We start from the raw sequence: 19002 nt of genomic DNA, 5'->3' as shown, positions 1-19002 counted from the left end.
CCCAGGCTTGATGTCGGCGGGCTTGGCCGCCTAAAATCATCGGATGATTGGATGAATATCGGAGGCACTGGCCATGAAAGCCGCAGCACAGGGCAAACGTTCGCTGGTCGACATCGCCGTCGACGCCATCAGTGCAGCCTTGCAACAGCACCGCTGGGCGCTCGGCACGCGCATCCCCACCGAACCGGAGCTGGCCGAAGAACTGAGCATGAGCCGCAACACCGTGCGCGAGGCGGTGCGGGTGCTGGCCTTTGCCGGCCTGCTGGAAGTGCGCCAGGGCGACGGCACCTATGTCAGGGCGCTGTCGAGTCCGGCCGAGACGTGGCGCTCGATCGGCAGCGCCTCGCTGCTGGAACACCTGGAAGTGCGCGCCCTGCTCGAAGAGGCCTGCGCGCGCCATGCGGCGCGCCGCTGCGACCCGCAGGCGATCGCCGCGATGCGGACGGCGCTGATCGCCCGCACCGACCTCGACGACGAGCGGCGGCTGGACGAATTCATCGAGCACGACCTGACCTTCCACATGGCGGTGGCCGAAGGCAGCGGCAACCGGGCACTGTGCGAGCTGTACCGTTATTTTTCGCAAGCGGTGCGGCTCAATCTGCGCGCCGCCCTGCTCGACCGCTCGCTGCCGGAGCCCGACCAGCCCAGCCACCGCGCCATCGTCGACGCCATCGAAGCCGGGGACGAGGCCGCCGCCGGACGGGCCGCCGCCGTCGTTACCGAGCCGGTGATGCAGGCGTTGCGCCAACGCCTGAACCTGGAGGAGCGGCCATGAGCCTGCCAGATCACACCCCGGGCGAAGACCTGCTGATCGACGCCGACACCGGCGAGGACGATCTGCCCCCCGCCGCACCGGCACGCCCTTGGCAGTTGCTGCTGGGGCTGATCCTGATCGCACTGAACCTGCGTCCGGCGCTGTCCAGCCTGGCCCCGGTGCTGCCGCAGCTCAGGCAGACGACGGGCCTCGGCGGCCTCGCCACCAGCCTGCTGACCACACTGCCGGTGCTGTGCATGGGGCTGGCCGCGCCGCTGGCGCCGCTACTGGCACGGTGCTTCGGCAGCGAACGGGTGATCGGCGGCATGCTGTGGCTGCTGGGCGGCGGCATCGTGCTGCGCAGCCAGCTCGGAGAGATCGGACTGTTTGCCGGCACCTTGCTGGCCGGCGTCGGCATCGGCGTGGCCGGTGTGCTGCTGCCCGGCATCGTCAAGCGCGACTTTCCCGACAAGGCCAGCCAGTTGACCGGCGTCTACACCATGGCGCTGTGCCTCGGCGCGGCGCTGGCGGCCGGACTGACCGTGCCGCTGAGCCATGCCTTCGGCGACGACTGGCGCTGGGGACTGGGACTGTGGTCGCTGCCGGTGCTCGGCGCCCTGCTCGCCTGGCGGCCACAGATGCGCCTGCGCCACGCCGCCACGACGGCGCACTGGCAGGTGCGCGGACTGTGGCGCGACCGGCTCGCCTGGCAGGTGACGGCCTACATGGGGTTGCAGTCGTCGCTGGCCTACATCGTGTTCGGCTGGCTGCCGTCGATCCTGGTCGAACGGGGTTTGAGCGCGACCGCCGCCGGCTGGCTGATGTCGCTGTCGGTGCTGGTACAGCTGGCTTCGGCCCTGCTGGCGCCGGTGCTGGCGATGCGCGGCCGCGATCAGCGCGCCATGGTGTTGTGGGTGATGGTGCTGGCGATGGTGGGCTTCGCCGGCATGGTGTTCGCCCCGCCGGCCAGCCTGCCGCTGTGGGCCGTGATCCAGGGGCTGGGCCAGGGCGGCGCCTTCAGCATGGGCTTGTCGCTGATCGTGCTGCGCTCGGGCGACGCCCACGTCGCCTCACACCTGTCGGGCATGGCGCAGGGGGTGGGCTACACGCTGGCCTCGCTGGGCCCGCTGGCGGCGGGCTTGCTGCACCATCTCAGCGGGAGCTGGCGATCCTCGCCCGGTCTGTTCATCGCCATGGGCACGCTCGCCCTGCTGGCGGGGCTGCCCGCCGCACGGCAGGGCGTGGTCGGCGTCCGCGCCAAGCCACTCATGCCGGAAGAGCGCTACCGCGCAGAGGGGCAGCAGTCGACGCCGTAACGGGCCAGCAACGCAGCCGGCTCGATGACGATCAGCGGCAGTTGCTGCCCCGCCAGTACCACCGTGGCGGGCAGCTTGGCCGGCGAGCCGTCCCAGTCCGCCGGAAAGGCGCGGCTGATGGCGGGCAGGTCGCGGTCGTCCACCAGCGCCAGTTCGCCGCCGATTTCCAGGTACAGTTCACCGGCCGGGGTCAGGTAGACGGTGCGCGAACGGTCGTCCTCGGTATAGGGCACGGTGCGCCAGCCGCTCTCCTCCAGGCGCGCCACGAACGGCGCCTTGTCGAGCGCCACGTAGACTTTCTGCGGGCCGTTCTGCACGTAATAGCGCCCGTGGGCGTCGCGGCTGTAATTGCGGTTGAAGAACTCGACCATGACGGCATGCTCGAGCCGCTCCTCGCGCAGCCACCACTGCCCGCGCGCATCGAGCCTGAGCCAGCCGAACACGGCCGGGACGTTGGGCCATTTGGCCATACCCGCCAGTACCGCAGCATCCATTCTTGTCTCCCCTCGCCCTGCCGTCCCTTCAGGGACGGCGAGCGTATTCTGGTTCGTCTCCTGCCCTGGCCGCCAAACACTGACTCACAATGCCCGCAGCACCGCTGCCGGCGCACTCCGCGTCACGCGCCGCACCAGCGGCCAGCCGGCCAGGCCGACCACCAGCATGCCGCTGATCACGCCGAGCGGCAACAGCCACGGGTTGATCACCAGCGGCAGGTTGAAAAGCTTGACCGCGGCGATGGCGCCAATCGCCGTCGCCCCCAGCGCCGCCATCAGGCCGGTCAGCGCGCCCAGCCACATCAATTCGGCCAGCACCACGCTGCGCACCTGCAAGCGCGAGGCACCCAACGCCCGCATCAGGCCGACGTCGAACAGCCGCTCGTCGCGCGTCGAGGCCAGCGCCGCCCACAACACCAGCACACCGGCCACCAGCGCCAGCACGAACAGGGCCTCGACGGCGCGCGACAGCTGATCGACCATGCTGCGCACCTCGGCGAGGATGGCGCTGACGTCGATCACGGTGATATTGGGGAATTGCGCCACCAGCTGGTTGACGAAGTCCTCGTCGGCCTCCGCCAGGCGGAAGCTGGTGATGTAGCTCGCCGGCTGATCAGCAAACCAGTTCGGTGGCGCCACCACGAAGAAATTGACGCGGAAGCTGTCCCACGACACCTTGCGCAGGCTGGTGGCCTGGGCCTCGTACGGCGTGCCGCCGATGTTGAAGGTCAGGTGGTCGCCGAGGCGGATGCCCAGCGTCTCGGCCAGCCCCTGCTCGACCGAGAACTGGGGCCGCGCCCGCTCACCCCACCACTGTCCGGCGCTGACGCGATTGCCGGATGGCAGAGTGTCTCGCCAGGACAGGTTGAACTCGCGCTCGGCCAGGCGCTGCGCCTGCTCCGAGGCATAGGACGACGGCTGCACCGGCTGGCCGTTGATGGCGGTAAGGCGCGCCCGCACCATCGGCGACAGTTCCGGCGCCGGCAAGGCGTGACCGACGAAGGTCCCCTTGAACGGTTCGAGCTGGGCCGGCTGAATATTGATGACGAACTTGTTGGGTGCATCGGCCGGTACGCTCTGCTGCCAGGCGGCGATCAGGTCGCTACGCACCACGGTCAGCGTCAACAGCGCCATCAGCCCCACCGACAAGGCCACGATCTGGATCACCGCCAGCCAGGGCCGGCGCGCCATGTTGGCGATACCGAAGCGCCAGCCGACGCGAGCGCCGGTTGGCAGACGGCGCATCAGCCACACCGCACCGAACGCCACCAGCCCCACCGAGGCGAGAAAACCGGCCATGCTGCCAAGCAGCCAGCCGGCCAGAGTCAGATCGCCCACCTGCCAGGCCGTGAGCGCCAACAGCGCGGCCACCGCCGCCAGCGGCGCCAGACGGCTGGGCGGCGACGGGCGCAGCTCGTCGCGCAGCACCGCCAACGGCGGCACCTGGCGCAGGGTCAGCAAGGGTGGCAAGGCGAGCCCCAGCAGCAACACCAGCGCCGACAGCGGCCCGGTCAGCCACGGCAGCAGGCCGGGCGCGGGCAGCAAGCCGCCGACCCACTGGCGGGCCAGCTGCATCAGCGCGCTTTGCAAGGCGTAGCCGGCCACCGTGCCGAGCCCGCCGGCCAGCAGCGCGAGCAGCAGGAACAAGCCGGAGAACAGCCCCCACACCTCGTTGGCGCTAAGCCCCAGGCAACGCAGCACCGCCACCGGCTGCCAGTGCCGCGCCAGGTAGCGGCGCACCGCCATGCCCACGGCGGCGGCGGCCAGCGCCACCGTCAGCATGGCGGACAGGCCGAGGAAACGGCGCGCGCGCTCGAGCGCAGTGCGGATTTCGGGACGCGCCTCCTCGATACTCTCCAGCCGCATGCCGCTCTTCAACTGCGGCTGCAGCCAAGCGCGGAACTGGGCGACGGCCTTGCCGTCACCGGCCAACATCAGCCGCCAGCGCAGCCGGCTTCCCTGCTGCACCAGGCCGGTGGCGGCGAGGTCGGCATGGTTGAACATCAGGCGCGGGACGAAGTTGTAGATATCGAGCGTGCCGTCCGGCTCACGCAGAATTTCACCCGCCAGCGTCAGCCGCGCGTTGCCCACCTCGAGCGTGTCACCGAGCTTGAGCTTGAGCCGGCTGATCAGCCGGGCGTCGGCCCAGGCGGTGCCCGGCGCCGGACGCAGCGCGCCCTGCTTCTGGCCGCCTTTGGCCAGCCTGACGCTGACCTCGCCGCGCAGCGGGTAGTTGTCGGTGACCGCCTTGAAGGTGGCCAGCACCGCCTGCTCGTTGGCGAACACCATGGACGGGAAGCTGACGTTCTCGGCCTGTACCAGTCCACGCTTGCGCGCCTCAGCACGGATCGCCGGCGCTGCCGGCTCGTTGCCGTTGAGCACCAGGTCGGCGGCCAGCAGCTGGTTGGCGTGCTCGGTCAGAGCGCGGTCGACACGGTCGGAGAAGAAGGCCACGCTGCTCATCGCCGCTACCGCCACCAGCAGCGCCAGGCCGAGGATGGTCAGCTCGCCCGCCACCAGTTCGCGGCGGGTGAAGCGCCAGGCCAGTCGCCAGCGTCGCCAAATCGTCATCGCCCGACTCCGTTCAGCTTGCCGTCCACCAGCCGGTAGATCGCGTCGCAGCGCCCTGCCAGCTCGCTGTCGTGCGTCACCAGCACCAGGGCGGTGCCCTGCTCGGCGTTGAGCTGGAACAGCAGGTCGATGATCTGGCGGCCGGTGGCCGGGTCGAGGTTACCGGTCGGCTCGTCGGCGAACAGCAGCAGAGGTTCGATGACGAAGGCGCGCGCCAGCGCCACGCGCTGCTGCTCGCCGCCGGACAGGTGGCGCGGATAATGCTGCAGCCGTTGTCCCAGCCCGACCCGCTCCAGCATGGCGCGGGCGGCCTCGCGCGCGTCGCGCCGGCCGGCTAGCTCGAGCGGCAGCATGACGTTTTCCAGCGCCGTCAGTTGTGGCATAAGCTGAAAGTTCTGGAACACGAAGCCGACCTTGTCGCGGCGCAGGCGGGCGCGGTCGTCCTCGGACAGCCGCGTCAGCGATTGCCCGAACAGCGCCACGTCGCCGGCCGAGGGGTGGTCGAGCCCGGCCAGCAGCGACAGCAGCGTCGACTTGCCGGAACCGGATGCCCCGACGATGGCGACACTTTCGCCCTCGTACAAGGTCAGACTGGCAGAGCGCAGGATGGAGAGCGATTCGCCGTGAAACTCCACCTGCTTGGCGATCTCCACGGCGGACAATACCGCCTTGTCATCGATGGAAGTGAGCATGATTCGTTATCTGCGTCTGATCGCATTGTTGTTGATGGCCCTGCCGCTGCAGGCCGCCACGGTACTGGTATTCGGCGATAGCCTCTCGGCCGGCTACGGACTGGCACCGGGCCAGGGCTGGGTCGCGCTGCTGGAACACAGTCTGGCACCGCGCCACCGGGTGATCAATGCCAGTGTGTCGGGCGAAACCACCGCCGGCGGACTGTCCCGCCTGCCCGCCGCGCTCAAGCGCCATCGCCCCGACGTGGTGGTGCTGGAACTGGGCGCCAACGACGGCCTGAGGGGGCTGCCGCTCACCGAGATGAGGAACAACCTGGAGCAGATGATCCGGCTGGCCAGGCAGAACAAGGCGCAAGTACTGCTGGTCGGCCTGATCCTGCCCCCCAACTATGGCCCGAAATACCGCAACGAGTTCCGCGCGGTCTACGAGACGCTGGCCCAGCAGTACACGCTCAGCTACGTGCCGCGCCTGATGGCCGACTTCGAGGCCGACGCCAGCAAGTTCCAGCCCGACGGCATCCACCCGGGCGCCGAGGTGCAGCCGCGCATGATGGAGACGGTGCGCGCCAAGCTGCCGCTGTCCTGAAACGGAAGCGGCTGGCACAAAAAAACCCCGCAGCACGCTGCGGGGTTTTTTTGTGGGCGTCTTCCGCAGGGCGGATTACAGCTCCTTGGCGTTCTCCGCCAGATAAGCGGCCACGCCTTCCGGGCTGGCCTGCATGCCCTTCTTGCCCTTGCTCCAGCCGGCCGGGCACACTTCGCCGTTTTCTTCGAAGAACTGCAGGGCGTCGACCATGCGCAGGGCTTCGTCGATGTTGCGGCCCAGCGGCAGGTTGTTCACCACCTGGTGCTGCACCACGCCGCTCTTGTCGATCAGGAAGGTGCCACGGAAGGCCACGCCGCCCTCGGCTTCCACGTCATAGGCCTTGCACAGTTCGTGCTGCAGGTCGGCCACCAGGGTATAGCCGACCTGGCCGATGCCGCCCTTGTCCACCGGCGTGTTGCGCCAGGCGTTGTGGGTGAAGTGGCTGTCGATCGACACGCCGATCACTTCCACGTTGCGCTTCTTGAACTCTTCCAGGCGATGATCGAAGGCGATCAGCTCGGACGGGCAGACGAAGGTGAAGTCCAGCGGGTAGAAGAACACCACGGCGTATTTGCCGGCGGTAGCGTTCTTGAAGTTGAAGTTTTCAACGATCTGGCCATCGCCCTGCACAGCGGCGAAGGTCTTCTCGGCGGAATCAAAGAACGGGGCTTGTTTGCCTACCAGTACAGCCATGGAATGCTCCTTTCAGGTCATCACAGTATGGACCGTCCGCCAGGAGCGGGCGGCCATCGTCAACGCGTGGCTTTATAAATCAGGGGACGCGGCGACCGCCAATTGGAATTCCATATGGGAGCGATTGAGTTTTTCAATCAGCAGAACAAAACCTGCGCCCGCCCTGCAAAAGCGTATTTTTTGTTTCTGGTGGCAGGCGAGGTATTTTTCAAGCCAGGTCCGCGTGCCAAGCGCATAAAAGAAAAACGGGAGCCTGGGCTCCCGTTGTTGCCTCACCCGACCGCTCAGGCCTTGGCGTCGGTCTTCTGACGCAGGCGCAGGTTGAGCTCGCGCAGCTGCTTCTCGTCCACCGCGCCCGGCGCGTTGGTCAACAGACACTGTGCACGTTGGGTCTTCGGGAAGGCGATCACGTCGCGGATCGACTCGGCGCCGGCCATCAGGGTCACCAGACGGTCGAGGCCGAAGGCCAGGCCGCCGTGCGGCGGCGCGCCGAACTTGAGGTTGTCGAGCAGGAAGCCGAACTTGTTCTGCTGTTCTTCCGGGGTGATCTTCAGCGCACCGAATACCTTCTCCTGCACCTCGGCACGGTGGATACGCACCGAGCCGCCACCGATTTCCCAGCCGTTGAGCACCATGTCGTAGGCGCGCGCCAGGCAGGCGCCCGGGTTGCTGTCCATCAGGTCCTCGTGGCCCGGTTTCGGGCTGGTGAACGGATGGTGGCAGGCGGTCCAGCGGTCGTCGTCCTCGTCGTACTCGAACATCGGGAAGTCGACCACCCACAGCGGGCGCCATTCCTTGACGAAGTAGCCGCCGGCCAGGCCGCGCTCGTGGCCGATCTTGATGCGCAGCGCGCCGATCGCCTCGTTCACCACCTTGGCCTTGTCGGCGCCGAAGAAGATGATGTCGCCATTGTCGGCGCCGGTGCGCGCCATGATTTCATTGAGAGCGTTCACCGACAGGAACTTGACGATCGGCGACTGCAGGCCGCTGTTCTCGTCGTTGGTGATCTTGCTCTTGTCGTTGACCTTGATGTAGGCCAGGCCCTTGGCGCCGTAGATGCCGACGAACTGGGTGTAGTCGTCGATCTCCTTGCGGGAGAGCGACGCGCCGCCCGGCACGCGCAGCGCCACGACACGGCCGTTCGGCAGGTCGGCGGCACCGCGGAACACCTTGAACTCCTCGGTCTTCATCAGATCGGTCAGTTCGGTGAACTGTAGGCTGACGCGCATGTCCGGCTTGTCGGAGCCGTAGTAGTGCATGGCGTCGGCGTAGCTCATGCGCGGGAAGTCGCCCAGTTCCACGCCCATCACGTCGCGGAAGATCTGGCGCGTCATGCCCTCGGTGATGTCCATGATCTGGTCCTCGTTCAGGAACGAGGTTTCCAGGTCGATCTGGGTGAATTCCGGCTGGCGGTCGGCACGCAGGTCTTCGTCGCGGAAGCACTTGGTGATCTGGTAGTAGCGGTCGAAGCCGGCCACCATCAGGAGCTGCTTGAAGAGCTGCGGCGACTGCGGCAGCGCGAAGAACTCGCCCGGATGCACGCGGGACGGCACCAGGTAGTCGCGGGCGCCTTCCGGGGTGGAGCGGGTCAGCATCGGGGTCTCGATGTCGATGAAGCCCTGCTGGTCGAGGTACTGGCGCACGCCCATCGCCACCTTGTAGCGCAGGCGCAGGTTCTTCTGCATTTGCGGGCGGCGCAGATCGATCACGCGGTGGGTCAGACGCACGTTTTCCGACAGGTTCTCGTCGTCGATCTGGAACGGCGGGGTGGCGGCCGTGTTCAGGATCTCGATGTCCTTGGCCAGGATTTCGATCTCACCGGAAATCAGGTGGGGGTTGGCGGTGCCGGCCGGGCGCTCGCGCACCAGGCCGGTGATGGCCAGCACGTATTCGTGGCGGCTGCTGTCGGCCAGCTTGAACGCCTCCGGGGTGTCCGGATCGATCACCACCTGCACCAGGCCTTCGCGGTCGCGCAGGTCGATGAAAATCACGCCGCCGTGGTCGCGACGGCGATGCACCCAGCCCTTCACCGTGACGGTCTGGCCGAGATAGGCCTTGTCAATCAGCCCGCAATAGTTGGTTCGCATAATATCCTGAATTCAATCGTAAAATTTCGGTAAAGCTTCGAGGCCTGCTTCCACGGCCCGCCCAGCTGCCCGACCAGGGGCGTGAAGGCGCAGCCGCCGTGGAGCGAGGCCCTTATTCGTCCTTGCCCGGGGGGGCCACCACCCCCATGGAAATCACGTACTTCAGCGCGGCATCCACGCTCATGTTGAGCTCGCGCGTGTCCTTCTTGGGCACCATGATGAAGTAGCCCGAAGTCGGGTTGGGCGTGGTCGGCACGTACACGCTGACGTATTCCTCGCCGTCCAGGTGGGCCGTCACGTCGGCCGCCGGCGTACCGGTCTGGAACGCCACGGTCCAGGCGCCCTGATGCGGAAACTGCACCAGCAGGGCCTGGCGGAAAGCCTGGCCGGAGTCGGACAGCAGCGTGTCGCTGACCTGCTTGACGCTGCTGTAGATCGACTTGACCACCGGGGTGCGCGAGATCAGCGCATCCCAGAAGCTGAACAGGCGCTGCCCCAGCACGTTGGCGGCGAGGATGCCGGTGCCGAGCAGGATCAGCACCGACAGCACCACGCCCAAGCCGGGGATGTGGAAGCCGATCAGCGCCTCGGGACGCCAGTTTTCCGGCAGCAGGGTGAGAGTCTGATCCAGCGTGCTGATGATCAGGTTCAGCACCCACAGCGTCACCGCCACCGGCAGCCAGATCAACAGGCCGGTGACGAGATGGCCCTTGAAATTGAGATGCAGACGCGCCATCAATTACAGCTACCGCAACCGCCGGTACCGCAGCTGTGGCCGCCGCCGGACGGCGCCGGGGAGCTGCTGTTCTTGAAGTCGGTGGCGTACCAGCCCGAGCCCTTGAGCTGGAATCCCGCCGCCGTCAATTGCTTGCGGTAGTCGGCGCTGCCGCACTCGGGACAGGCCGCAATCGGCGCATCGCTCATCTTCTGCAGGTGTTCCTTGGCGACCCCGCAGGCATCGCAACGGTATGCGTAAATCGGCATGTTTCTCTCCTCGCCCGCCATTGACAATGGCATAGACGGCATGTTTCTTGCTACAGTTGAAGCTTACCAAGCCTGGCTTCGGGTCAGGTGGGGACATTCCCGCCACAACGCAAGCAGCTGTTCACAAACGGGTGATTATATCCGACTGCCAGTGCAACACAAAAATACTGTTTCGTCACACCACCGCAATCCCACACGGCGAAGCTGTCCTCTGAACCCATTCTGCATACAGGGAGCAAAAACCCATGCAAAGCATTCAGTCACCGCTCGCCGGCAAGAAGGGCCTGATCATCGGCATCGCCAACGAGCATAGTATCGCCTACGGCTGCGCCCGCGTGTTGAAGGCGCTGGGAGCGGAGTGTGCCGTCACCTATCTCAACGAGAAGGCCGAGAAATACGTGCGGCCGCTGGCGGAAACGTTGCAGTCGCCGCTGATCCTGCCGCTCGACGTGGAGCAGCCGGGCCAGCTCGACGCGGTGTTCGACGCCATCGATGAGGAGTGGGGCGGGCTCGACTTCGTCATCCACTCGATCGCCTTCTGCCCGATGGAGGACCTGCACGGCCGCGTCACCGACGTGTCGCTGGAAGGTTTCCAGCAGGCGATGCGGGTGTCGTGCTATTCCTTCATCGAGACCGCACGGCTGGCCGAGCCGCGCATGAAGCACGGCGGCACGCTGATCACGATGAGCTATTACGGCGCCGACAAGGTGGTGGAGAACTACAATATCATGGGACCGGTGAAGGCCGCGCTGGAGAGCGCCACGCGCTACCTGGCGCACGAGCTGGGCAACAAGGGCATCCGCGTGCACGCGGTGTCGCCGGGGCCGCTGAAGACCCGCGCCGCCTCCGGCATCGCCCACTTCGACCAGCTGATCGACGACGCCATCGAGCGTGCGCCGCAGAACCGGCTGGTGGACATCGAGGACGTCGGCCAGACCTGCGCCTTCCTGATCTCGGACGCGGCCCGCGCGCTGACCGGCGACACCTTCTACGTCGACGGCGGCTTCCACATCATGGCCTGAGGGGACACCAAGCATGACACATGACGATCAAGCCTTCGCCGACATCCTGCAACAGGCCGAACTACTCGGGCCGCTGCCGATGGCGGTGGCCCACCCCTGCAGCCGCGAGGCACTGCTGGGCGCGGTGGAAAGCGCCGAGCACGGCATCGCCCGGCCCATCCTGGTCGCTCCGCAGGCCAAGCTGAAGAAGCTGGCCGAGGAGCTGGCCATCGACCTCAGCCGCTTCGAGACCATCGACGTGCCGCACAGCCACGCCGCCGCCGAGCAGGCGGTGGCACTGGTGCGCGACGGCTACGCCGACATCCTGATGAAGGGCAGCCTGCACACCGACGAGTTCATGAGCGAGGTCACCGCGCGCAGCGGCGGCATCCGTACCGAGCGCCGCATCAGCCACGTGTTCATCATGAAGGTGGAGAGCTACCCGCGCTACCTGTTCATCACCGACGCGGCGATCAACATCGAACCGGACCTCACCGCCAAGCGCGACATCTGCCAGAACGCCATCGACCTGTGCCACGCGCTGGGCATCGCCCGGCCCAAGGTGGCGATCCTGTCGGCGGTGGAGACCATCAACCCCGAGCTACGCTCCACCATCGACGCCGCGGCGCTGTGCAAGATGGCTGACCGCGGCCAGATCACCGGCGCCATCCTGGACGGCCCACTGGCCTTCGACAACGCCATCTCGAGCGAGGCGGCCAAGACCAAGGGCATCGTCTCGCCGGTGGCCGGCGACCCGGACATCCTGCTGGTGCCCGACCTGGAGTCCGGCAACATGCTGGCCAAGCAGCTGTCCTACCTCGCCGCCGCCGCCTCGGCCGGCATCGTGATGGGGGCGCGCGTGCCCATCGTGCTCACCAGCCGCGCCGACGATTCCGACGGCAGGCTGGCCTCGACCGCGGTGGCGAGCCTGCTGGCGCACGGCAAGCCGCGGCGGGAGCCGCTGACATGAAAAAGGTGATTCTCGCCATCAACGCCGGCTCGGCCACGCTGAAGTTCCGCGCCTACGCGGCGGAGAGCCATGCCCTGCAGGTCAAGGGGCTGGTCGACGGCTTCGGCCAGGCCGGCAGCCGGCTCTCGCTCGCCGACGGCAAAGGGGCGCCGCTCCTGGAGCAGGAGCTGAGCGACAGCCGCCGCGACATGGCGGTGGCGGCGGTGATCAACGCGCTGGCCGACCGCCAGTTGGCGGTCTCGGCGGTGCTGCACCGCGTGGTGCACGGCGGCCGCCGCTTCAGCGAGCCGGTACGGCTGACGCCGCCGGTACGCGCCGAGCTGGACGAATTCATCCCGCTGGCCCCGCTGCACCAGCCGGTGAGCCTGGCGGTGATCGACGCCTTCACCGCGCTGGACGAGCGGCTGACACAGATCGCCTGCTTCGACACCGCCTTCCACGTGAGCCAGCCGGAGGTGGCCACCCGCTTCGGCATCGCCCGCCACTGGCACGAGGAAGGGGTGCGGCGTTACGGCTTTCACGGCCTGTCCTACGCCGCCATCGCGCGCCGCCTGCCGGAGCTCGGCCTCGCCGAGGGCAAGGTGGTGGTGTGCCACCTGGGCAGCGGCGCCAGCGCCTGCGCCATGGTGCAGGGGCGCAGCGTCGCCAGCAGCATGGGGTTTTCCGCCGTGGACGGGCTGATGATGGGCACCCGCCCCGGCGCGCTCGACCCGGAGGTGCTGCTGTACTGGATGGAGCACGAGGGCATGGGCGTGGCCGAGGTGCGGCGCGAGCTGTACAAGAACTCGGGCCTGCTGGGGGTGTCGGGGCTGTCGGCCGATATGCGTGAGTTGCTCGCCAGCCATGAGCCGGCGGCGCGCGAGGCGGTCGAGCTGTTCTGCTACCGGGTGGTGAGGGAGATCGGCGCGCTGGCAGCGTCGATGAAGGGGCTGGACGCGGTGATCTTCACCGCCGGCATCGGCGAGCGCTCGCCGGAGATCCGAGGCCGCGTGCTCAAGCAGTTGTCCTGGCTCGGTTTCGAGCTGGACCTGCCGGCCAACCTGGCGCACGCCCGCCGCCTGACCACGCTGGCGAGCCCGCGCAGCGCCTGGATGATTCCCACCGACGAGGAAGGCGAGATGCTGAAAAGCGCGGCCGCCCTCCTCGGCTGAGCCCCCGCCGCTTCGTCCTCAGTTCTGCGTCCAGTCGTTGAGCAGCAGGCCGAAACCGATGCCCTGGTTGCGGTGGTTGTAGTCGATCAGGCTTTCGCCGTAGCCGTCGAAGTACTGCAGGTAACCACGCAGCCGGCCCGAGAGCGGGAAGGTCCAGCCCAGCTGCAGCGCCCCCTTGCCGGTCGAGGGGTTGTAGCGCACCAGCGTGCCCAGGGTGTGGTTGTTCCAACGGTACAGCGCCTGCAGGTCGCCGTGGCCGTAGTAGTCGGTGATGTCCGGGTTGTCGTCGCTTCCTTCCGTCTCCGGCAGGCGCTGCCACAATCGGGCCGTCAACGTCAGCGGACCGCGCTCCACGCCGACCATGCCGTACACCCGGTTCCAGCTACGCGACAGCGGGTCGCTCTGGCCGTTGGACTGGTGCACGAAGCCGGTGCCCAGCAAGCGCACCCGCCAGCCCAGCCACGACCAGTCGACCGGCACGCTGGCCATGATCTCGGGTTCGTAGTCGGTTTCGCGGAACGGCGAGGACTGGTGCTTGTTGTAGAGCTGCCAGTGCGATTGCTGGGTGTAGCCGAACCACAGGTCGGCCGGTGTGCCCAGCATGTTCTGCCAGATCTTGCTCTTGAACGAGAGCTGGAACTTGGCTTCGGTATGCCGCAGGTCCTGGGTGGCGGCGCCCTGGGTCGGCGAAGACGGGGCATAGTTGGGATGGGCCTGGTGCCAGCCGGGCAGGAAGTACGACGGACGGTGGCCGCGCAGCATGAAGACACCGCGCGGGCTGTCGTCGTCGAGGTCCCACAACTGGGCCAGCGAGGTATGCGTGGGCAGCGCCTCGGCGGCCGTTTCCTGCGGCGCCGGGCCTGCAACCGGCTCTGCTGCAGCCGCCGCCGGGGTTTCGGCGGCCGCCTCGGCCGGTGCGGGGACGGCAGCCTCGCTGGCGCTTGTCACAGGCACGGCGGGATGCAGGGCTGCCGCCGCCGCATCGAAGCAGGCCAGCCGCGCCTGGGCTTGTGCCAGCTTGGCGCAACGGCCGAGCGCGGCGTCGGCGGTCTCGGCGGCGGTCTCGGCCGAGCACAACAGCGGCAGCATCAGCGGCAGGCCCAGCAGACAGCGCGAAAAAAGCATGGGCGTCATCGGCAAAAAAAGAGGATATGACCCGCAGCTGGCGCCGACGGTTCCGGAAAAGCAAAAGGCCCCGCTGCTGCGGGGCCTTTGCATATTCGCGGTCCTGTCGGACGGATCAGGCAGCCATGGCCTTGATCTGGGCGGACAGACGGCTCTTGTGACGAGCAGCCTTGTTCTTGTGGAACACGCCCTTGTCGGCAATGCGGTCGATCACTTTAACGGAAGCCTGGAACACGTCTTTGGCGGCAGCCTTGTCACCGGCTTCAACAGCCTTGATCACTTTCTTCACTGCGGTACGGAACGCAGTACGCAGGCTGGCGTTATGCGCGCGCTGCTTGAGAGCCTGGCGTGCACGCTTGCGAGCTTGTGCGCTATTAGCCATGAAACTTTCTCCTGATGAGCGGAATCTGAAACCCGCGATTCTAAGCCCTATACTCCGGTTTTGCAACAGCAATGCGTACCGCGTAAACTAGCCGGCTTGCCAATCCCCAGACCGGTTTTTCCGCCCAATGAACCTGCTCAAGGCTCTTGCCACCGTCAGCAGCATGACCATGGTGTCGCGCGTGCTGGGTTTCGTCCGCGACGCCATCATCGCCCGCGTGTTCGGTGCCGGGCTCGCCACCGATGCCTTCTTCGTGGCCTTCAAGCTGCCCAACCTGCTGCGCCGGGTGTTCGCCGAGGGGGCGTTCTCGCAGGCTTTCGTGCCGGTGCTGGCGGAGTACAAGCAGCAGCGCGGGGACGAGGAAACGCGCCAGTTTCTCGCCGCCGTCTCCGGCATGCTGACGCTCGCCCTGCTCGTGGTGACGGCGCTGGGCATGCTGGCCGCGCCGTGGATCATCTGGATTTCCGCCCCCGGTTTCGCCGACGACGCCGGCAAGTTCGAGCTGACCGTCGATCTGCTGCGCATCACCTTCCCTTATATTCTGTTCATCTCGCTGTCGTCGCTGGCGGGCAGCGTGCTCAACACCTGGAACCGCTTCTCGGTGCCGGCGTTCACGCCGACCTTCCTCAACATTTCGTTCATCCTGTGCTCGCTGCTGCTAGCACCCTACTTCCACCCGCCGGTGCTGGTGCTGGCATGGGCGGTGTTCATCGGCGGCATCCTGCAGCTCGTCTACCAGCTGCCCTACCTGAAGCAGGTGGGCATGCTGCCGTGGCCGCGCCTGGCGTTCAGGGACGCGGCGGTGTGGCGCATCATCCGCCAGATGGGTCCGGCGATCTTCGGCGTGTCGATCGCGCAGATCTCGCTGGTGATCAACACCATTTTCGCCTCGTTCCTGACCTCGGGCAGCGTGTCGTGGATGTACTACGCCGACCGCCTGATGGAATTCCCCACCGGGGTGCTGGGGGTGGCGCTCGGCACCATCCTGCTGCCGTCGTTGTCGAAACACGCTGCCAACAACTCGTCCGAGGATTTTTCCAAATTGCTGGACTGGGGCATCCGCCTGTCGCTGTTGTTGGCGGTGCCGGCCACGGTGGGTCTGGCGGTGCTGTCGCAGCCCCTGATCGCCACCTTGTTCATGTACGGCAAATTCTCTGCGCTCGACGCGCTGATGACGCAGCGCGCGCTGATCGCCTACGCCGTCGGCCTGCTGGGGCTGATCCTGGTGAAGGTGCTGGCGCCGGGTTTCTACGCCCGGCAGAACATCAAGACGCCGGTGAAGATCGCCATCGTCACCTTGCTCATGACGCAGTTGATGAACCTGGCCTTCGTCTTCCCGCTCAAACACGCGGGGCTCGCGCTGTCGATCGGGCTGGGCGCCTGCCTCAACGCCGGGCTGTTGCTCTACCTGCTGCTGAAACACGGCATCTACCAGCCACAGCCGGGCTGGCGCTCCTTTCTGTTGCGGCTTGCCGTGGCGGTAGGGGGCATGGCGGCGCTGCTAATGGCGGCGCTGTGGCTGCCGATCGACTGGCATGGCCACGCCTGGCAGCGCGCCGCCTGGCTGTCGGCCATCATCGCAGCGGGAGCGGCGGCATATTTCGTCCTACTCTTCCTGCAGGGCTTCCGTCCGCGGGACTTCATGCGGCGCGAGCATTGAACGGGCCGACCGAGGAAAGATCGACATCATGACGAACAACACGATGACGCCGGAACAGTCGCCACTCGGCAAGGCGGTGCAGTATCAGGACCACTACGCGCCGGAGCTCTTGTTCCCTATCCCGCGCCAGCAGAAGCGCGACGAGATCGGCGTGGACGGTTCGGCACTGCCGTTTGCCGGCGTCGACCTGTGGACCGGCTACGAGCTGTCGTGGCTCAACGCCCGCGGCAAGCCGCAGGTGGCCATCGCCACTTTCCGCATTCCGGCCGACACGCCGAACCTGATCGAGTCCAAATCGTTCAAGCTGTATCTGAACAGCTACAACCAGACCCGGCTCGACAGCCCCGAGCAGTTGCAGGCGCAGCTCGCGCTCGACCTGTCGCGCGCCGCCGGCGGTGCGGTGACCGTCTCCCTGCTGAGCCCGCAGGATTTCGCCCGCGAGCAGGTGCGCGAACTCGCCGGCGAGTACATCGACGATCTCGACATCGAGGTCAGCGACTACCATCCCGACCCGGCTCGCCTCACGGCCGATCCGGCAGAGGTCGTCAGCGAGACGCTGTGCTCCAACCTACTGAAGTCGAACTGCCTGGTCACCGGCCAGCCCGACTGGGGCAGCGTGCAGATCCGCTATACCGGGCCGAAGATCGAGCGTGAGAGCCTGCTGCGCTACCTGATCGGCTTCCGCCAGCACAACGAGTTCCACGAGCAGTGCGTGGAGCGCATCTTCGTCGACGTGCTGCGTGCCTGCAAACCGACGGCACTGACGGTGTACGCGCGCTACACCCGGCGCGGCGGGCTCGACATCAACCCCTTCCGCAGCAACAGCGGCGAGCCGGCGCCGGAGAACGTGCGCACCGCGCGCCAGTAATACCTCCACAGGCGGACCGACGCCACGTCGGCCGCCCTCTCACAGCGCCAGCCGCGCCTTGCGGCAGGCCATCAGCACCACCGCCCCCACCTTAAACAAGCCGGCCGCGATCGTCAGCGACAGGTGCGCCGCGATCAGGAGCGGCATGGCGACGTCCTGTTCGCGGAAGTACGCGGCATAAACCCCCAGCCCGAACACCAGCAGGGACACCAGCATGACGAGGACGGCGGCACGTTCGATTCTCTGTCGCATGATTCACACCTTTCCGACACGGTGCGGCACGCGGCAGGTGACAGCACCGGATTTAAACATGTACTATTGATACATCTTTAAACGCAACACGTCCAGCATCAGCAAGCGCTGATATACCAGCGATCAATAAGATGTATTTTTTAAACAACTTCAAAGGACCACACATGCTCAGCAGCCAGCATCGCGAACTCGTCAAAGCCACCGTCCCGGTTCTGCGCGAACACGGCGTCGCCCTCACCAGCCATTTCTACCGCCGCATGTTCAGCCACAACCCCGAGCTGAAGCACATCTTCAACCAGGCCAAGCAGGACGCCGGCCAACAGCAGCAGGCACTGGCGCTCGCGGTGCTGGGCTACGCCGAGCACATCGACGATCCTTCGGTGCTGGCCCCGGTGCTGGCGCGCATCGCCCACAAGCACGTCAGCGTGGGCATCCGCGCCGAGCACTACCCCATCGTCGGCCATCACCTGCTGTCGTCGATCCGCGAGGTGCTGGGCGAGGCCGCGAGCGACGAGCTGATCGAGGCGTGGAAGCTGGCCTATGGCCAACTGGCCGACCTGCTCATCGACGCCGAGCAGCAGATCTACACCGACACCACGCTGAGCCGTGGCGGCTGGTCGGGCCAGCGCAGCTTCACGGTCGGACGCAAGGTCAAGGAAAGCGACGAGATCACCTCGTTCTATCTTTATCCCTCCGACAAGGGCGCGGTGCCCGGCTTCCGCCCCGGCCAGTACATCACCGTCAAGCGCTTCGTGGAGGAATGGGGCGTGCAACAGCCGCGCCAGTACAGCCTGTCGGATGCGCCGGGCCGCGACTACCTGCGCATTTCGGTCAAGCGCGAAGCCGGCAACGGAACCACCCCGGCCGGCCGCGTTTCCAACCTGCTGCACGACACCGTGCACGAGGGCGACCAGCTGGAACTGGCCCCGCCGTGTGGCGACTTCTTCCTGCACGAGGAGCGCGACACCCCGGTGGTGCTGGTCAGCGGCGGCGTCGGCCTGACGCCGATGATTTCCATGCTCAACCACCTGGTGCTGAGCGGCAGCCCGCGCCGCATCGCCTTCGTCCATGGCTGCCGCAACGGCGCGGTACACGCCATGAAGCGCCACGTCCGCCAGATCGCCGCCGAATGCGACAACGTCAGCAAGGTGGTGTTCTATGAGGAAGTGAAGGCCGGCGACAAGCAGGGCGAGGACTACGACCTGCAGGGCCGCGTCGATCTGTCCGCCGTCCGCGACCAGGTACTGCTGCCGGAGGCCGACTACTACCTGTGCGGTCCGCTGCCCTTCATGCTGGCGCAGCGCGACTGGCTGCTGGGCGAGGGGGTCGAGGCCGGACGCATCCATTACGAAGTGTTCGGCTCGCACACCGTGGCCGGCTGATTGTGAAGCGCGGGCGGGAGGGGTATCCTGCCCG

General features: G+C 66.8%; 20 protein-coding genes. 10 read left to right on the top strand and 10 right to left on the bottom strand.

The features are described 5' to 3' along the window. Positions 1-73 precede the first annotated feature (73 nt). Together PSEMAI1_RS0103245 and PSEMAI1_RS0103240 are read left to right on the top strand one after the other, a co-directional pair. Complete coding sequence (locus PSEMAI1_RS0103245) at positions 74-775, top strand: FadR/GntR family transcriptional regulator (protein ID WP_024301478.1); 702 nt, start codon at positions 74-76, stop codon at positions 773-775. Next, the gene (locus PSEMAI1_RS0103240) at positions 772-2070 is read left to right on the top strand and encodes an MFS transporter (RefSeq protein ID WP_024301477.1); all 1299 of its coding nucleotides are present in this window, start codon (positions 772-774) and stop codon (positions 2068-2070) included. The genes PSEMAI1_RS0103245 and PSEMAI1_RS0103240 overlap by 4 nt, the downstream gene beginning before the upstream one ends. Here PSEMAI1_RS0103240 and PSEMAI1_RS0103235 read toward each other — a convergent pair. The 3 genes from PSEMAI1_RS0103235 to PSEMAI1_RS0103225 all read right to left on the bottom strand — a co-directional run bounded on the left by PSEMAI1_RS0103235 (position 2037) and on the right by PSEMAI1_RS0103225 (position 5827). Beyond that, a complete protein-coding gene (locus PSEMAI1_RS0103235; RefSeq protein ID WP_024301476.1) occupies positions 2037-2564 on the bottom strand; it encodes a DUF2946 family protein in 528 nt (175 codons plus the stop codon). The two genes, PSEMAI1_RS0103240 and PSEMAI1_RS0103235, sit on opposite strands and share 34 nt — an antisense overlap. A gap of 84 nt (positions 2565-2648) precedes the next feature. Beyond that, positions 2649-5135: an ABC transporter permease gene (locus PSEMAI1_RS0103230; RefSeq protein WP_024301475.1), complete on the bottom strand. Its 2487-nt coding sequence runs from the start codon at positions 5133-5135 to the stop codon at positions 2649-2651. Next, complete coding sequence (locus PSEMAI1_RS0103225; RefSeq protein ID WP_024301474.1) at positions 5132-5827, bottom strand: ABC transporter ATP-binding protein; 696 nt, start codon at positions 5825-5827, stop codon at positions 5132-5134. Before PSEMAI1_RS0103225 ends, PSEMAI1_RS0103230 begins: the two co-directional genes overlap by 4 nt. Here PSEMAI1_RS0103225 and PSEMAI1_RS0103220 point away from each other — a divergent pair. Further along, a complete protein-coding gene (locus tag PSEMAI1_RS0103220; RefSeq protein ID WP_024301473.1) occupies positions 5826-6413 on the top strand; it encodes an arylesterase in 588 nt (195 codons plus the stop codon). The two genes, PSEMAI1_RS0103225 and PSEMAI1_RS0103220, sit on opposite strands and share 2 nt — an antisense overlap. 75 nt (positions 6414-6488) lie before the next feature. On the opposite strand, the gene PSEMAI1_RS0103215 is transcribed toward PSEMAI1_RS0103220, so the two are convergent. Continuing rightward, positions 6489-7106, bottom strand: a complete 618-nt coding sequence (locus tag PSEMAI1_RS0103215; RefSeq protein WP_024301472.1) for a peroxiredoxin — start codon at positions 7104-7106, stop codon at positions 6489-6491. Between the two features lie 114 nt (positions 7107-7220). Between PSEMAI1_RS0103215 and PSEMAI1_RS21635 the strand changes: the two genes are divergently transcribed. Beyond that, entirely contained in the window at positions 7221-7415 is a 195-nt protein-coding gene (locus PSEMAI1_RS21635) for a hypothetical protein (protein WP_156943078.1), read from the top strand. Here PSEMAI1_RS21635 and aspS read toward each other — a convergent pair. The 3 genes from aspS to PSEMAI1_RS0103200 all read right to left on the bottom strand — a co-directional run bounded on the left by aspS (position 7391) and on the right by PSEMAI1_RS0103200 (position 10177). After that, a complete protein-coding gene (aspS, locus tag PSEMAI1_RS0103210; protein WP_024301471.1) occupies positions 7391-9193 on the bottom strand; it encodes an aspartate--tRNA ligase in 1803 nt (600 codons plus the stop codon). The genes PSEMAI1_RS21635 and aspS overlap by 25 nt on opposite strands. A gap of 112 nt (positions 9194-9305) precedes the next feature. After that, a complete protein-coding gene (locus tag PSEMAI1_RS0103205) occupies positions 9306-9929 on the bottom strand; it encodes a DUF502 domain-containing protein (protein ID WP_024301470.1) in 624 nt (207 codons plus the stop codon). Then, complete coding sequence (locus tag PSEMAI1_RS0103200; protein ID WP_024301469.1) at positions 9929-10177, bottom strand: FmdB family zinc ribbon protein; 249 nt, start codon at positions 10175-10177, stop codon at positions 9929-9931. The genes PSEMAI1_RS0103205 and PSEMAI1_RS0103200 overlap by 1 nt, the downstream gene beginning before the upstream one ends. A gap of 245 nt (positions 10178-10422) precedes the next feature. Here PSEMAI1_RS0103200 and fabI point away from each other — a divergent pair, with 245 nt between their 5' ends. The 3 genes from fabI to PSEMAI1_RS0103185 are packed head-to-tail and all read left to right on the top strand — an operon-like array spanning position 10423 to position 13299. Further along, the gene (gene fabI / locus PSEMAI1_RS0103195) at positions 10423-11199 is read left to right on the top strand and encodes an enoyl-ACP reductase FabI (protein WP_024301468.1); all 777 of its coding nucleotides are present in this window, start codon (positions 10423-10425) and stop codon (positions 11197-11199) included. Positions 11200-11212: 13 nt separating this feature from the next. Further along, positions 11213-12148: a phosphate acetyltransferase gene (locus PSEMAI1_RS0103190; RefSeq protein WP_024301467.1), complete on the top strand. Its 936-nt coding sequence runs from the start codon at positions 11213-11215 to the stop codon at positions 12146-12148. After that, complete coding sequence (locus tag PSEMAI1_RS0103185) at positions 12145-13299, top strand: acetate/propionate family kinase (RefSeq protein WP_024301466.1); 1155 nt, start codon at positions 12145-12147, stop codon at positions 13297-13299. The genes PSEMAI1_RS0103190 and PSEMAI1_RS0103185 overlap by 4 nt, the downstream gene beginning before the upstream one ends. Positions 13300-13317: 18 nt before the next feature. On the opposite strand, the gene PSEMAI1_RS0103180 is transcribed toward PSEMAI1_RS0103185, so the two are convergent. Together PSEMAI1_RS0103180 and rpsT are read right to left on the bottom strand one after the other, a co-directional pair. After that, the gene (locus PSEMAI1_RS0103180; protein ID WP_024301465.1) at positions 13318-14424 is read right to left on the bottom strand and encodes a phospholipase A; all 1107 of its coding nucleotides are present in this window, start codon (positions 14422-14424) and stop codon (positions 13318-13320) included. A gap of 115 nt (positions 14425-14539) precedes the next feature. Further along, a complete protein-coding gene (gene rpsT / locus PSEMAI1_RS0103175; RefSeq protein WP_008953359.1) occupies positions 14540-14806 on the bottom strand; it encodes a 30S ribosomal protein S20 in 267 nt (88 codons plus the stop codon). Between the two features lie 127 nt (positions 14807-14933). On the opposite strand from rpsT, the gene murJ reads away from it, so the two are divergent. Both murJ and queF read left to right on the top strand, forming a co-directional pair. Further along, positions 14934-16466 (top strand): murein biosynthesis integral membrane protein MurJ, encoded by a 1533-nt coding sequence (murJ, locus tag PSEMAI1_RS0103170; protein WP_024301464.1) that lies wholly within the window; start codon positions 14934-14936, stop codon positions 16464-16466. 28 nt (positions 16467-16494) lie between these two features. Continuing rightward, positions 16495-17334, top strand: coding sequence for an NADPH-dependent 7-cyano-7-deazaguanine reductase QueF (queF, locus tag PSEMAI1_RS0103165; RefSeq protein WP_029770471.1), 840 nt, complete (start codon positions 16495-16497; stop codon positions 17332-17334). Between the two features lie 39 nt (positions 17335-17373). Here queF and PSEMAI1_RS0103160 read toward each other — a convergent pair whose 3' ends face one another. Continuing rightward, positions 17374-17586, bottom strand: coding sequence for a hypothetical protein (locus PSEMAI1_RS0103160; RefSeq protein WP_024301462.1), 213 nt, complete (start codon positions 17584-17586; stop codon positions 17374-17376). Positions 17587-17750: 164 nt separating this feature from the next. Here PSEMAI1_RS0103160 and hmpA point away from each other — a divergent pair, with 164 nt between their 5' ends. Beyond that, on the top strand, positions 17751-18968 hold the full coding sequence (gene hmpA / locus PSEMAI1_RS0103155) for an NO-inducible flavohemoprotein (RefSeq protein ID WP_024301461.1): 1218 nt from the start codon (positions 17751-17753) through the stop codon (positions 18966-18968). Positions 18969-19002: the final 34 nt, after the last annotated feature.

Origin of the sequence: Pseudogulbenkiania sp. MAI-1 (assembly GCF_000527175.1) — a bacterium.
Classification (GTDB): domain Bacteria; phylum Pseudomonadota; class Gammaproteobacteria; order Burkholderiales; family Chromobacteriaceae; genus Pseudogulbenkiania.
The sequence above is the reverse complement of the archived record's forward strand: the minus strand, read 5'-3'. Positions and strand labels throughout refer to the sequence as shown.